Raw genomic sequence first — 15,422 nt, forward strand, 5'->3', positions numbered from 1 at the left:
AAGTGTATTTCCATGAATATAAATCAAGATAAAATATATTTTGACTACATGTGTTATTATTAGCAATTTTGCACAAATTAACCTCTAACTTAATTTTTCAGTAGTAGTTTTAAAAATATAATCACATAAATACAAATTTATTAGACAAACAACCAAATAACATAGAAAATTAAGCAAATTATGCCACTTATGTTATTTGGTTGTTTTTATTATTTCTTTATCTTTTAAAACAATCTATAATTGATCAAAATCAGACATGACTTACAAACATTTTATGTGGTTTTAATCTTATTTTCAATAGTGTAATAAATATTTTATTTGCTTAGCCTTGCTTGAGAATAGTATAGTACTAAAATAATATTGGGTTATTCTATCTTTTTGACTCCGTATAACCTTGCTTGAGAATAGTATAGTACTAAAATTCCAGTATGATTATGAATATTACACCCTATGTCTAACCTTGCTTAAGAATAGTATAGTACTAAAATAATTTAATAAAATCGCATCGCTCTTTAACAGTCTAACCTTGCTTAAGAATAGTATAGTACTAAAATAACTTTCAAAGCTTGCGAGCTCCAAATAAGGTCTAACCTTGCTTAAGAATAGTATAGCACTAAAATCAGTTGAAATTAGCGCTATAACTGGACATAGTCTAACCTTGCTTAAGAATAGTATAGCACTAAAATTAATATTTCAAGCTTCTTTTAAAGATTCCAGTCTAATGTGAATTCTCAAATATTTTGCTACATTGTAATTCTCAATCATTTTGCAACATCCTATAGTTTAAAATCATTATAGGAGGTAAAGTGAAATATAAAAAAATAGAAATCCAGAATTTAACAGATTTTGAGAAAAAAAGAAAAGATATTTATACAGATATAACTAATGGAAAATTAAAAATAAACCAAATCGCCATAAAACACGAGGTTAGTCGTTTTACAGTTTCTAAAATTAAGAAATCTATAAATTTTGACGGAACATTTAATGTCTCGCACAAAAATAAAGGAAATAAATATAGACAAAAGTTTAGCGATAATCTTGTAGATTCTGAAATTGAAAAGATCAGAGATTTTAGCTCTTTTGTTTTTGATCAACCTACAGATAGAACTAAAAATGTTACTATGGCTATTTATTATAGAACAAAAGGTTCAATAATGTCTTTAAAAACTCTTTACAGACGTACTTTAAAAGAGGATATGCAACAGAACACTCGCACAAATCAACTAGAAAAGAAGCTAAAAGAAACGCAAGAAATATTTTAAATGACGCAGTTCCAGAAACAATATTTTATTATGCAATAAATAGCAGATTAGAGAATCTTAAAACAATAGAGAAAAATGCGGTAATAAAAAATACCTGGAAAAATCTTTCTCCAGGCATGATTGTTGAGATTGATGCTACGCCAGACACAATGGGGTTGGGTGAAACTTTTCATACTTACCACGCTATTGACCCTGCCACTGGTAGGCTTTTAGCAGTCCATGTGTCTAAAGAAGAAACCAATATTGGTTATATGAATCTGCTTGAAAAACTTTTTAGAACACACGGAATTCCGCAGATTATAAAGACCGATAAAAGAACAACTTTTTGAAAAAAGAGTCTTCATACACACCTATTACTGAGTATTTGCGATCTTTAGGCATCGAAGTTCAATCTTCTAGTGTTCCGCAATTTAAGTCTTTTGTTGAAAGGTCTTTTAAAACTGCTCAATTAAATTATCCCATATTCTTTAAAACAAAGAATATAAAACATTGAACAGAAATAAGTAAGATTGAAGACGAATTAATAAATCACTTTAATTCTATATCTCCAAAATTAGAAAGAAATAGTGATAAAAACTGTTTTAGAAAAATAAATGAAGGCGACCCTGGTTGGTATGTTGATTATCATTTTAAAAATAAAACTCATTCAGGTGCAGTTAAATACCTAAACGAATATTATGCCCCAGTTGATACTAACGGCAATAGAGTTAATTTTTCAAAAAAAATAAAAGTTTTATTTTGTATGAACTCAAGTGGTGAATATTTTTTCAAAACTCCAGAAAATCGTTACAAAGCAAGCAGTGATTTATCTAACTTTAACTCACAAGAGATTTTTTTAATAGGCAAAAATCTTGACGTTTGAGATGATTTGGCTTATAAATTAAGTTTGATAGTCGTAACGCATAAGTCAGTAGTTTCAACATTTACTGATAAGTTTAATTACTTGATTAGAAATTTAGAAAAATTTAAATTAAATACTTCGGGTTTAAAAGAAGAAATGAACCACTTAAAATCAATGTTTAAAAACGCAATTAAAGAAGTAGATAATAACCTATCTGAATATTTTAAGTAGATTTTAATTTTTATTTTAAGATATACAGATTTAAAAAAAATAATAGCAAAGTATAACACTTTGCTAATTTTTCCTGATTACTGGCTTAAATTTTTAGGTCTTAAAAAATAAATTTGATATCATAAGTTTAATAAACATTTTTAAACTATAAAAATGTTGCAATTTGATTAAGAATTAACATAATATTTCAAGCTTCTTTTAAAGATTCCAGTCTAACCTTGCTTAAGAATAGTATAGTACTAAAATTCTTAAAACTAAATTTATATATTAATCTAGGTCTAACCTTGCTTAAGAATAGTATAGTACTAAAATTGTTACTGAGCTCATTTTAACAAATGCTAGGTCTAACCTTGCTTAAGAATAGTATAGTACTAAAATTTTACTAATTCTTTGTAATCTTTGAAGTTAAGTCTAACCTTGCTTAAGAATAGCATAGTACTAAAATTTTAAATATTCGCCATGTCTTAGGTTTTCAGTCTAACCTTGCTTAAGAATAGTATAGTACTAAAATTTTAACCCATCGAAATCGAGGGGGTTGGAGGTCTAACCTTGCTTAAGAATAGTATAGTACTAAAATGTAGCGAAGTAGCTACCGAATGTTGAAGTGGTCTAACCTTGCTTAAGAATAGTATAGTACTAAAATTCAAATGTTACAGCTTCTCCTACATTAAATTGTCTAACCTTGCTTAAGAATAGTATAGTACTAAAATGTTGCGCAGCTTTTCGTTTAGCGTTATTTAGTCTAACCTTGCTTAAGAATAGTATAGTACTAAAATGTAGATCTAATAGCCAACTTTAAAGATAGCGTCTAACCTTGCTTAAGAATAGTATAGTACTAAAATTAGCAAGTTGAAACAAAAACATTATTAGTTGTCTAACCTTGCTTAAGAATAGTATAGTACTAAAATTGGCGAAGTCGTAGAAATAACTAAAATTGAGTCTAACCTTGCTTAAGAATAGTATAGTACTAAAATCAAGCAATTGTATTTTTTCGAGCATTTCGTGTCTAACCTTGCTTAAGAATAGTATAGTACTAAAATATGTTAGATAATTGCGAGGAGATGTTATTAGTCTAACCTTGCTTAAGAATAGTATAGTACTAAAATAAGGTGCTGAATTTCCCCTCATATATAAGGGTCTAACCTTGCTTAAGAATAGTATAGTACTAAAATAAACGAAGCATATTTCATATTTCTTAACGAAGTCTAACCTTGCTTAAGAATAGTATAGTACTAAAATAAATTTTTAAACACACATTTAAAAAAGTGCGTCTAACCTTGCTTAAGAATAGTATAGTACTAAAATAACGAAACGGTAACGCTATAATTACTGTCAGTCTAACCTTGCTTAAGAATAGTATAGTACTAAAATCACAATATATATATATTAATGCCAAAATGAGTCTAACCTTGCTTAAGAATAGTATAGTACTAAAATGTTCGGCGTTAATTGGGTTTAAATGACTATGTCTAACCTTGCTTAAGAATAGTATAGTACTAAAATGTTCGGCGTTAATTGGGTTTAAATGACTATGTCTAACCTTGCTTAAGAATAGTATAGTACTAAAATATCTTTCTTCGTTGTTAAAAACAACATTTTGTCTAACCTTGCTTAAGAATAGTATAGTACTAAAATACTCATTTTATACTAAGGAGTTTAGAGTATGTCTAACCTTGCTTAAGAATAGTATAGTACTAAAATATGTAAAGTCCTGCAATACTAAATTATTGTGTCTAACCTTGCTTAAGAATAGTATAGTACTAAAATTAATTTTTAAAACATTCGCATCACTTAAATGTCTAACCTTGCTTAAGAATAGTATAGTACTAAAATGCATTTCGTTTTCATTAAATATATTTTTAAGTCTAACCTTGCTTAAGAATAGTATAGTACTAAAATAGAAGATGCTTATAAAGAACTAGCAAAAACGTCTAACCTTGCTTAAGAATAGTATAGTACTAAAATAGGTAATAATAAGTGAGCTATCGCTGTTTAGTCTAACCTTGCTTAAGAATAGTATAGTACTAAAATTTATTTTTAAAACATTTATATCACTTAAATTGTCTAACCTTGCTTAAGAATAGTATAGTACTAAAATTGTTCGGCGTGTCTGGTATAACTTTAATCCGTCTAACCTTGCTTAAGAATAGTATAGTACTAAAATTTTTTTGATTAATAAAACCGGCAAATTGTTGTCTAACCTTGCTTAAGAATAGTATAGTACTAAAATCTCAGTAACGATCAAACTCTGAAAAATCACGTCTAACCTTGCTTAAGAATAGTATAGTACTAAAATTAGTGAGCCAATTTGACCCTGAGCAGTTCCGTCTAACCTTGCTTAAGAATAGTATAGTACTAAAATTTGCAAAGCCTTCGGCTTCAGCAAATTCCAGTCTAACCTTGCTTAAGAATAGTATAGTACTAAAATTGGTATAGCGTGGTTGTGATAGTCAGTTATGTCTAACCTTGCTTAAGAATAGTATAGTACTAAAATGCTTTTGATAAATATAAGTCGTTAGTTCAAGTCTAACCTTGCTTAAGAATAGTATAGTACTAAAATTGACAACATTTCAAACACCCTCGACTTTTAGTCTAACCTTGCTTAAGAATAGTATAGTACTAAAATATTAGGCTTTTGTGAAGTATAATTGTCTAAGTCTAACCTTGCTTAAGAATAGTATAGTACTAAAATCAAAATCAGGCGGAAAACTTTTAAAAAGCTGTCTAACCTTGCTTAAGAATAGTATAGTACTAAAATAATTTTGCACTTTTTCATTTAGCTCACTAAGTCTAACCTTGCTTAAGAATAGTATAGTACTAAAATAAGCAAGGTTAGACAGCTTTTTAAAAGTTTGTCTAACCTTGCTTAAGAATAGTATAGTACTAAAATGTCATTTTTGTATAAAAACGTTTAAATTCGATTAAAAATTAATCTAAAATGATTGATTTTATAGCATTTTGCAATATCTTACTTTCTTTGATTTTTTCAATATCATCAACATTGAATTTTTGCATAAGTATTTCTTTAATTAAAGATACATTATCAATATTGATAAATGTTTTATTATCAAAAATTGAACAAACTTCTAACTCTTCAAAGCTATTGCAAATATCTCAAATATTGTTAGTTAATATAATAAAGTTAAATTTGTTAGTATAAGCAACTAACTCACTAATATTGATATTATCAAAATTAGTGATAATTACAAGTTGCTTATCTAATTGATTTGACAAATCAAAAAACTTAAATAAAATATCTTTATTAATCAATTTTTGATCATTTAGTTGAAATAAGAATTTAACTAACTTTGCTTTATCTAAATTAATATAAATAAAATCTTCAGCAACTAGATTTGTATAAAAATTCAATATCTCAGATAATAAATCACTTTTGATTAAATTTTCTTGATCAATTCTACTGTCTTTTATAAACATTTTATATAAACTATTTTTGCTACTAAAGTTAAGGATATCAATAACTTTTGATAATGGATTAATAATAATACTTTCATTAACAAAATAACCTTTATTATTAATTAAAAGACTCGGTTGATTATTTTGGTTTTCATGATTAATTAACATAGCTAAAAAAGCTAAAGAGTTATTGCTTTCAATAACTCTAATTCCTTGATAGTCACGATCTAAAAGATGACTAAATTTCACTATTTCTAACATAATTTATACCTCTAAATATATTTTTTTATCCAAGTAATATTCATTTAGTGATTTTTCGCCACTAATGATTTCAATATTTTGATACTGACTTTCTGTTACTAATAAAATTCTCACATTTGATTTTTTGGGAACTATTTTCATTAGTTTATCTTTTTCATAAGGATATTGAGTGTGAGCTGATATACATTTAACATAGATTGAATATTGAATCATGCTATAACCTAATTTAATTAGTTCATTTCTAAATTTATTATAATAAGCGATATTATCATCATCCATTGAAATATCATACATAACAATTATTCGCATAAATCTACTTTGAATTTCAATCAATGATTAACTCTTCTAATGAACAATTTTCTAATAATTTCTTAACAGAATAATCAATATAGTCGCGAATTTTCATATGCTTATTATTGACTTTAATATGCTCATCAAAAAATTCATATAGCATTTGCTTAAAGATTTTTCAATTTACTTCTTGATAATTAGCTTTTTTGATTAAATACTGATATACAACATAATCAACAAACACCCTAGCCACTTCCATTAGATCACATGCTAAACTATAAGGGTTATTAAAACTCTTATGAAAAACGCCAATGCGATTATCAAAACCACGCCCATTAATTGCTCGACTATAAAATGACAATAAAATCGTATATCCATAATTTAGCATCGCATTAATATCATCATCAAAGTTATCTCTTTCTCTTTTAAAATCAGTTCCAAAAATATTTTTATAATAAAGTTTTGCTGCATGAGCTTCTCGATTAGATAAATCACCAATTTTGACATCATAAATATAATTTTTAAATTTTTGATAATCTTCATCATTAACTAAATTAAAGTTCACTAACAAATTAAGTTGATTAGCAATCTTTAGTTTAATAATATTTTTTCAAGTTATGGCTTTGTAATTCTCATCTCAAGTTAATTGAGATAAAAATACTTTGTTATCATAATAATTATCAAACGGAATAATCTGCGCCTGAGGCAGATGTTTTTCGTTGCAGATAATTATATTTACTTTTTCTTTTATTAATTTATTAATCAGAGGTATTGATATTGTTGTTCTATTATTTTCAAAAATAATACTATCAATATCATTGGTTGGTATTGTAATTTTTCCTTGCTCTTTTTTAATAATTAAATTTCCTAAAAAAAGTGATAAATATTCACTTTCTGTAACGTCGATTATTTTTTTCATATTCTTCTTTCTGCTTATATACTAAGCAAAAAAATTACATAGCAATTTTCAATATTATTTAAAAAATTCATTGAATTTATCTTCTAATAATTTATATAACTATTTTATCTATTAAAAATAGATTACTTTTTTTGTTTAGATATATTTTCTATTAGCCAAGGATAATAAAAAAGTAGAAGCTCAATATTGAACTTCTACTATTTATAAACTAAAAATTACTAATTTATTTTCTTATAAAATCAAGGAATTTCATATGCATTTGGATTTAAGGCATTTGCTCTTAAGATTTGTGCTCCAAATGAACGATTATTTTTTAAAGTTAGCGGATTTTCATTATTTCAATTAATACCAAAGTAGTTATATTCATCGGTTTGATAATTTCTACCGTATAGCTCTTTAGATAAAGCACCACCATAAAGAGTTGATATATAACGATTATTGTCAATGAAAAATCCACTACCAGAATTACCTCCTGTAATTCTTACAAAAGCATAATCATCTTGAATAGAAACAGGCAATGTTGTATTTGATACTTTAGGTCTATGGTTAATATAACCAGTTTGATCGCCTAAAGGATATCCGATATGCGCCGTATCTTTAATATTTGGTCCAGGAATAAAGCCTAGTTTAGAGCTATCAAAATCAAATTTTAAATTAGGTAATTTAAATCAGTTTTCAAGATATTTAACCGCTTGGAATCTACCTAATCTTTTCATTGCTTTAATAATAGGATTTATATCTCATATTACTATTGATAAATCAGCATTATCATTTTTAGTTCCGGTTTGATCTTTTTGTCCTTTACCAGTTCAAACAACAGTTGTTTTGACATTAAAACCTTGTCTAGCTTCATTATATCCGCCAATATAGTTAAAGCTTTTTCAATCAGTATCAGGACCTGGCAGTAAATTATTACCAACATATTCATAAGGAACAGTAAAATAGAATCTAAATATTCTGCCATTACTATTGTCATATTCTTTTAAAAACTTATCGCCAGAATAGTCTTCTCATCTTTCAATATGATCGTCCATACCATGAACGTGATGATTGGTTAAGAAATAAAATCTTCCATCATTTAAATCGTCGTTAACTTTTCCAATCATTGTCGCTGTTCCGTTAGTATAACGCATAGTTCTAGCCATAATTGTGTTAACTAAATCTCAATCTTTTCATTCTTTTATTTTGATTGGATCTACATTCATTTTATAGCCATCATGTAACTTGTAGCTAACATTTTGATTTGGATTATATTTTGAATAATCTTTCAATCTTTTCTCTTCATTATAGAAAAGAATTGGTTGATTAGTTTGGTTATAATCGACTTTATTATAATTAAATTGATTAGTAAAATCTTCAAACTTTTCTTCTATTTCATTTTCATATTCAATAGTGATTTTCGCACCAGCTGGCATTATTAAAAAGGCTTGATTTGCATCATATAATTTATTTTTTTCAAATTTAACAAGACTAGGTGAATCTATGATAATTTTTTGTTCTTGATTATCTAGAGAAACAAAAACAGAAATACCTTTTTGCTCATCTCATTTAAAAATGTAATTAATTGAATATTCAGGTATTGAATTTTCTTGACTAAAATTAATTTTTTGTTTAAAAATGCCATTTTTAGCAAGTTTATCAAAGTCAACTCTTACATTAATACCATATTCAGGTGATAAGATACGATTAGTTTTGTTAAAATCGTTAATCAATTTATTAGCATAAAAATGAAAGGTTATTTTTCTATTCTTAGAATTGGTTTTTAATAAAGTTTCTGATAAGTATTTTTTATCTAAAAATCATGTGGCCACATTATTTGTCTTGTCTAAATTTCAAATTAAATCACTATAATGAGGTTCAATAATTCTTTTGCGATAAATTAAATTATTGTCTAAATAAACTTTATTTAAATTAGGATTATTAAATGCTAGATTTTCAGTTGATAAATCAGTTTCAGTATTAGCAAAACCTGTTATTTTATATCAGGTATTGCCCAAGATTTCTTCTTTATAATTAATTACTTGACCATTTTCATTTTTTCAATTTTGACGCGTAACTTTAAAGCGAATATAGGCTTCTTTATGTGCTATTCTTTTAATTTCAGCTACTTTAAAATTATCAGTCGATAATTCAAAATTGTTATAAATTAATTTGCCATCGTTACTTTTTAATTTTATAGCTTCATTTAATAAGCTTAAATCATTAGCAAATTCTTCAGCAGTTTTAGTTGAAAGTATCTCTTCATTAACTATAATATCTGAGGCTTTAATATTATTTAGCATAATTTCAGGATATAAAACTTGTTCATAATCATTTACTAAATTTATTAAATTAAATTCTTTATTTAAAGCATATCTAATTGTATTATTTTCTTTATTTATAAAGGCGATTTTAAAACTTAAACCACGTCTATTATGCTCTTTAATATCATAATAATATATAAAGTATTTATTATTCAATAATTCAATATTTTCAGCATCTTGTTTGATAGCAAGATTTTTATCATATATACCAACATTATGTTCAATAAAATCTTCATGATCTAAATTTGCGCCATGATTGTCTTTTGATGCAACCAATTTAATAAAATAAGGCAATTTATTAAACGCTTGTTGACTAACGAAGTTTTTAGGATTTAATGACTTATATCAAATATATTTATTATCTGCAATGACTTTACCAACAGCTTTTCTAAAATCAAAATTAGTTTCATCAATAGCACTCATGATTTCTAAATCATTTCCTAATGAAGTCAGATCATTATTAGCAAAATCTTCGGCAGTATAGTATTGTTTATTTATTGGCTCAATATCTTCATAATTTTGTAATCTAAAATTAGCAATTACTTTAGCTTTTGAATTTAAATCAATATTTGCATCTACAGAAGCAATACTATCATTTTCAGAATATCAAAATGTTAGTTTGGCAACTCCATTTTTATTATCAAAAGAGATTAAATCTTTAATAATTAGCTGATATTTGCCAAATTTTGGCAACTCATATTCATTTTTAAAAGCTTCTAGTGCCTGCGATGCTAAATAATGGCTATGAGTTTTTTTAGCGCCTTGCTTAATTTTAGTTATTTCTAATATATCAGCAATAGGCCCATTAATTAAAGACATAATCTTTTCTTTATTTAATCTATCAATGTAAGATTGTTTTTGTTCACTATCAGATCTAAATGAAATACTGTCTTTTGAAGATAAGTCAAATGTTTTAATTGTTTGATTATTAAACTTTAATAAAACATTATATTGTAATTTGTTTGCTTGATTTTGATTTGCATTTGAAAGCTCAAATGTAAAAAACTTAGAAAGAGAATTGTTTTTAAGTCTAATATATTCTTTTTGATTTTCTAAGCTTAAGCCATTTCATTCATCTTTTGAATATTTAGATATTTCAAAATAATTAATATTGAATATTTGATCTAAATTAGCAAAAGCATATTCATTGATAATGGCATCCAAATCACTTGAAAATTGAATAGTTGAAGTTGATTGAACTTTTTGCTCTTCATTTGATTTTAAAAAGACATTATATTTAATAACTAAAGTATTTTTATTAGTCTTGTCAAGTTCTAAATCATAAATCTGATAATCTAAATATTCTGTATCAGGATTAGATAAAAATATATCACTATTTTTGATAGTTATATTAGCTGAATATAAATTACTATTATTTTTTTCTATATTGTCAAGATCTTGATTTAGTTGATAAGCATTTTTATTAGCTTCTGCTAATAAAATATCATCATAGTTTTGATTATCTTGAGTATTTTGATCTCCGTTAATAATAGCTTCTAATTCATTGGCAAAATTAGCTAATTTTTCAATTTCAGCGTCTAAATTAAATAAATTAATATTAACTAAAGCATTATCATTAAAGATATAAGACATATCAACTAATTTTTTATAAAAGTTAAACTTTGTAATACCTTTATATGATTGATTTTTAAATGACGTAATTATATTAATTAAGTTATTTAAAGTTGTTTGTAAATTACTAAAGTCTTGATCAACTTTATTTAAATCAGTTTGATTTTCTGAACTTTCTATTATTATTTTTGATAATTGTTTTAAATTGCTATTTGAAAATAGTGAATCATATTTTTTAATTAAGTCAGTTTTTTGAGCTTGCAATACATCATCATTAATTTCAAGTATTCCATCAGCTATTTTATTTAAACTAGATAATGATTTAGCTGATGAGATACGGCTTTTAATATCATTAACATCAGCTTCATTTAAACCGTTTTTCTTTAATTCTAATAATTTCAAAACCTCTGATTTTTTTAACTCAAGCGATTCTAAAACAATATTATTTTCATCAATATAACTTGTTATTTTATTAATAATATCATTGCTAATTTCTAAAGTAGATAAAATCGCATTAGTTTTATCAATATGATTATTAATATTTTCGTATTCATTGCGAATTGAATTAAATTGATCTGAATTGATTTGCAAAACATTACTATCAGATAAATATCAATTAATCAAATCAATGTTCTTAGATATTTTTAATAAATTTGAAATTAATTCATCATTGTTTTGATTTTGATAATATTTTTCTAAATTATCAATAAGTAGTGATTTTATGTTCTGATTATTGATATTTTTAGAAATGTGTTTAGTTATTTCTAAAATATTATTATTTTGTTCAATAATATTATTATTAATTTCGGTTAATTTATTATATACATTTTCAATATCATTAATTGACTTTGCATTAATATCTGCAAACACAACATACTTTTTGCTAATCAGCTTATCTAGATTTAATAATTTATTATTAATTAAAGATAGATCATCTTGAATAATATTTTTGAAATATGGCTTCGCAAGTTCTAAATTAACTATATCTCTATATTTATTTAAAAATAATGTTAATGATGTCATAAATGAATCAAAATCAACATCTTTATTCTCTTTTAAATCAACGCTATTTAATAAAGAAGATTTAATATTTTGAAAATAATCGAAATTGTTATTTTTAAAATATTCATTAATCTTGTCTTTTTTAGCTTCATTAGAAGATGAAGAAACAGAAGGGGAACATGAAATAGCACCAAATGTCAATAATGATGAAAATAAAGCAGAAATTAAAATATTTTTTCTTTTCATATTATTTATCTCCCTTATTAATTATTAAATCGTAAATTTTATAATTACCAATTTCGTTATATATTGCTATTTTATATATGCTTTTTTCTTTATTTTCGTCAAATAAAATAATGTCATAATATTTCCCAAGGTATTTTAAATCAATATTTTCAACAGAAGAGATATTATTTATCTCAAAAGTATTTTTAGATAACTTTTTAGCGCTTAATTTATTTACATTGACATCATCTAAATTAATATCAATTTGAATATTATCATCCTTATCAATTATACTTTGGCCATAGAATTTAACATCAGTTACAAATATTGATAAAAGTTGGTTTTGTGCATTTGTTGCTGGTTTTCATAACACTCTAATTCATTCTGTTTCAGTAGGTGCAAAATTAATAGTTTGAGCTGCAAATGTGTCTTTTCATTTATGATGAGGCTTAAAAGATGGAAAATCACTTTGTTTAACTTTATCTTGGTTTTTAACATTATTTCATGATAATCCATCATTAGAAACTTGAATTAATATTTCATTTGGCATTTTAACAGGATTTCCCGTTTCTCTTGATACATAATTTAAAAATGTTATATCCATTTTAGAAACTAATTTAGGTCTATTCCATTTAAAAATAAAAAATGTTTTTGCTCTTTTTTCATTAAAATCTTCTGAATTAAATCAAACTGACTGATTTGATTCAGAAGCATCACCCCGATCTAATAACTTAGGTAGTTTATTGATATGAATACTGTATCAATAACGTTCATCTTTATTTAATTTAGATGTGTTAGGTGCTAATCCATTATCTAATAATTCTAGATCTTGATTATTATTATAATTTTCGTTTTTATAAAATATCAACTTAGCTTTTAATGATGGGTAATTTTCAATACTTCCATAAATTACTTTACTATTAAAAATCTGTATTTCATCTTCTTCTATATCCCAAGATACATTAGCCGATATAAGTGTATTATTATCTAAAATTTCAACAGTTTTAGGCAAATTAGATTTGGCATACAATTTATCTTCTGTTTTGATAATTTTAGTCAAAGCCATCAAGTTAGTTTTTTTAATATCGTTTAAATCTAAATCATTTAAATTAGTGAAAGAAAAATTAGCCTTTTTTAAAAAAGTCGGGTTTTCAATATATTCATTTTCTTTTATTTCTTTTTCTTCAGTTTTGTTAATTTGCGAACAAGAAGCTAACGATATAGCTAATGGTGTCATAGTAATTGATGACAGAAAAATTTTTTTGAATTTCACAATTACCCCCCTATGTTAATAAAGTGTTATAAAATTTTATCATTTTAAAAATTATGAAGCCGAAAAATTAATTTAAAATTTTTAAAAAAGTTAACCCTAATAGGATTAACTTTGCTCCATTGTAAGTTCAAGTGCAACATTTAGCACTTGGCTTTTTTAATTATAGTTTTGAAAATTGTTTTTTGTTAATTTTTTAGCAAAAAATATAGAAAAACACCCGTCGCTAGTCAAAAACGGTAATTTTAAATATTTTATGTATATTTTTTTACGTCATTCAGTTATTAATTATGGTTGGCTACCGCCAACAATGTTGTTGGGTATTTAATCTCTTTTTTGCCGACTGCGTCGGTCTTCGGTTGCTAACGCAAATAAGTTTAAGAAACGATATATTTTTTTAGTAAGTTAATACGAAGATTTTTATTGGCGACTACGTCGCATTAAACTTGTAGGCTAGCGCCAATAAATTTAAATTCAGCAATTTTAATTTACTTTACCAGTGGATAATCAAAACGACTTCGTCGTATTTATCTAAAAGTCTGACGTCATTTTATTACCGACATAGTCGGTTTGTATGATTGGCTAACGCCGATAAAAAATATAAATTTTTTTTAAAAAAATCTAATTTATTATTTGAACAAAGCCGTATTTTTAAAAATTATTTTACTAATAAGATTTTAAAATTAACTAACTCTTCGGTAATATTCTTCTTGTCAACCCTGAATAAATTTTTGTTTAGCAGTTAATCAATTTAATAATTCCCTAGGCATAGCGTTTACTTGGCTAACATAATCATTTAATTCTTCTTGAGAAACATCATCAAAGTTAGTTCCTTTTTTTCACTTTCTTCTAATTATTCCATTGAAATTTTCGTTGCTTCCCTTTTGAAATGAGGCATAAGGATCGGTATAATAGCCTATAATACCTAGTTTATAGGCAATTAAACCCATATTTTTGAACTCAAAACCATTATCAGTGGTCATTGAAAAGACAGGGATTTCAATATGATCTTCTCTTCATTTTATTAAAGCATTATAGACATTTTTTTGGGCTTCTAGATGGTATTTTTATTGCAAAACCATATCTGCTGTATCTTTCTACTATCGTTAAAATACATGCGTGTTTACCCCTGTTTGAAGAAACTACTAAATCTAATTCATAGTGTCCAATTTGATTTCTATTATTAATTTCTTCGTCTCTGGTCCAAAAAGGCATGTAATATTTGGCTTGGACAAGCCTATGTTTAGCCGGGGTTCGTGCACGTTTTCTTCCTTTCACATATCCTCTGCGCAGTCTATCACTTCTTTTTAAAAATCAATGACCCGAATTAAACCAATTGTAAACTGTTTTAAATGAAAAATGTTGAAGTTCAGGATAGTGTTTCTTTAAAAAGAATAAAGTTGCTTTGATTCCATAAGTGTATTTATCATACATGCTGACAAAATGATCTGCAAAATCTAAATATTTTTCATCTGAAAATTTAAATAAATATTTATGTTTATGTCTAATATCGGCTTTTTCTTGAGCTATTTTAGAAGTATAATCAAGCCGATATGTATCCGTATTTCTTTTTATTTCTCTTGAAATAGTCGATGCGCTTCTTTTTAAAATCGAACTAATTTTTCTAATTGAATATCCAGCATCATACAAACTTGAAATAGTAGCTCGCTCTCCAAAATTTAAATGTTTATAATTTGGCGTGGTATAATTATTCATATTTGTTTTCCTTCTCTTTCTGAGGGGGATTTTTTTATGTAAAAAAAATGCCCCACTTAAAATTTTAATGTTTTTTAAGTGTTGCACTTGAATTTACAATTTAGGAAAAGTTAAC

Annotated in this window: 10 protein-coding genes and 1 CRISPR repeat array; of the genes, 3 read left to right on the forward strand and 7 right to left on the reverse strand. The window is 25.6% G+C overall.

Annotation, left to right across the window (positions count from 1 at the left end):
* The first annotated feature begins 806 nt into the window (after positions 1-806).
* The 3 genes from AB5V95_RS01330 to AB5V95_RS01340 all read left to right on the forward strand — a co-directional run bounded on the left by AB5V95_RS01330 (position 807) and on the right by AB5V95_RS01340 (position 2,334).
* Positions 807-1,262, forward strand: coding sequence for a hypothetical protein (locus tag AB5V95_RS01330; protein WP_369086077.1), 456 nt, complete (start codon positions 807-809; stop codon positions 1,260-1,262).
* Positions 1,263-1,378: 116 nt separating this feature from the next.
* A complete protein-coding gene (locus AB5V95_RS01335; RefSeq protein ID WP_369085764.1) occupies positions 1,379-1,639 on the forward strand; it encodes a hypothetical protein in 261 nt (86 codons plus the stop codon).
* A complete protein-coding gene (locus AB5V95_RS01340; RefSeq protein WP_369085765.1) occupies positions 1,588-2,334 on the forward strand; it encodes a hypothetical protein in 747 nt (248 codons plus the stop codon). The genes AB5V95_RS01335 and AB5V95_RS01340 overlap by 52 nt, the downstream gene beginning before the upstream one ends.
* Before the next feature lie 210 nt (positions 2,335-2,544).
* Positions 2,545-5,224: a CRISPR direct-repeat array (repeat unit 36 nt; unit sequence GTCTAACCTTGCTTAAGAATAGTATAGTACTAAAAT).
* 38 nt (positions 5,225-5,262) lie between these two features.
* On the opposite strand, the gene AB5V95_RS01345 is transcribed toward AB5V95_RS01340, so the two are convergent.
* The 7 genes from AB5V95_RS01345 to AB5V95_RS01375 all read right to left on the reverse strand — a co-directional run bounded on the left by AB5V95_RS01345 (position 5,263) and on the right by AB5V95_RS01375 (position 15,307).
* On the reverse strand, positions 5,263-6,009 hold the full coding sequence (locus AB5V95_RS01345; RefSeq protein WP_369086078.1) for a hypothetical protein: 747 nt from the start codon (positions 6,007-6,009) through the stop codon (positions 5,263-5,265).
* Between the two features lie 3 nt (positions 6,010-6,012).
* Positions 6,013-6,318: a CRISPR-associated endonuclease Cas2 gene (cas2, locus tag AB5V95_RS01350; protein ID WP_036475935.1), complete on the reverse strand. Its 306-nt coding sequence runs from the start codon at positions 6,316-6,318 to the stop codon at positions 6,013-6,015.
* 4 nt (positions 6,319-6,322) lie between these two features.
* Complete coding sequence (cas1, locus tag AB5V95_RS01355; RefSeq protein ID WP_369086079.1) at positions 6,323-7,219, reverse strand: type II CRISPR-associated endonuclease Cas1; 897 nt, start codon at positions 7,217-7,219, stop codon at positions 6,323-6,325.
* Positions 7,220-7,437: 218 nt separating this feature from the next.
* A complete protein-coding gene (locus AB5V95_RS01360; RefSeq protein ID WP_369086080.1) occupies positions 7,438-12,342 on the reverse strand; it encodes an MGA_1079 family surface serine endopeptidase in 4,905 nt (1,634 codons plus the stop codon).
* Between the two features lies 1 nt (position 12,343).
* Positions 12,344-13,594, reverse strand: coding sequence for a hypothetical protein (locus tag AB5V95_RS01365; protein ID WP_369086081.1), 1,251 nt, complete (start codon positions 13,592-13,594; stop codon positions 12,344-12,346).
* A 680-nt stretch (positions 13,595-14,274) separates the two neighbouring features.
* Positions 14,275-14,541, reverse strand: a complete 267-nt coding sequence (locus AB5V95_RS01370; protein ID WP_369086082.1) for a transposase — start codon at positions 14,539-14,541, stop codon at positions 14,275-14,277.
* Positions 14,542-14,623: 82 nt separating this feature from the next.
* Positions 14,624-15,307 (reverse strand): IS30 family transposase, encoded by a 684-nt coding sequence (locus tag AB5V95_RS01375; protein WP_369086083.1) that lies wholly within the window; start codon positions 15,305-15,307, stop codon positions 14,624-14,626.
* Positions 15,308-15,422: the final 115 nt, after the last annotated feature.

Origin of the sequence: Metamycoplasma spumans (assembly GCF_041026625.1) — a bacterium.
Lineage (GTDB): Bacteria > Bacillota_I > Bacilli_A > Mycoplasmatales > Metamycoplasmataceae > Metamycoplasma > Metamycoplasma spumans.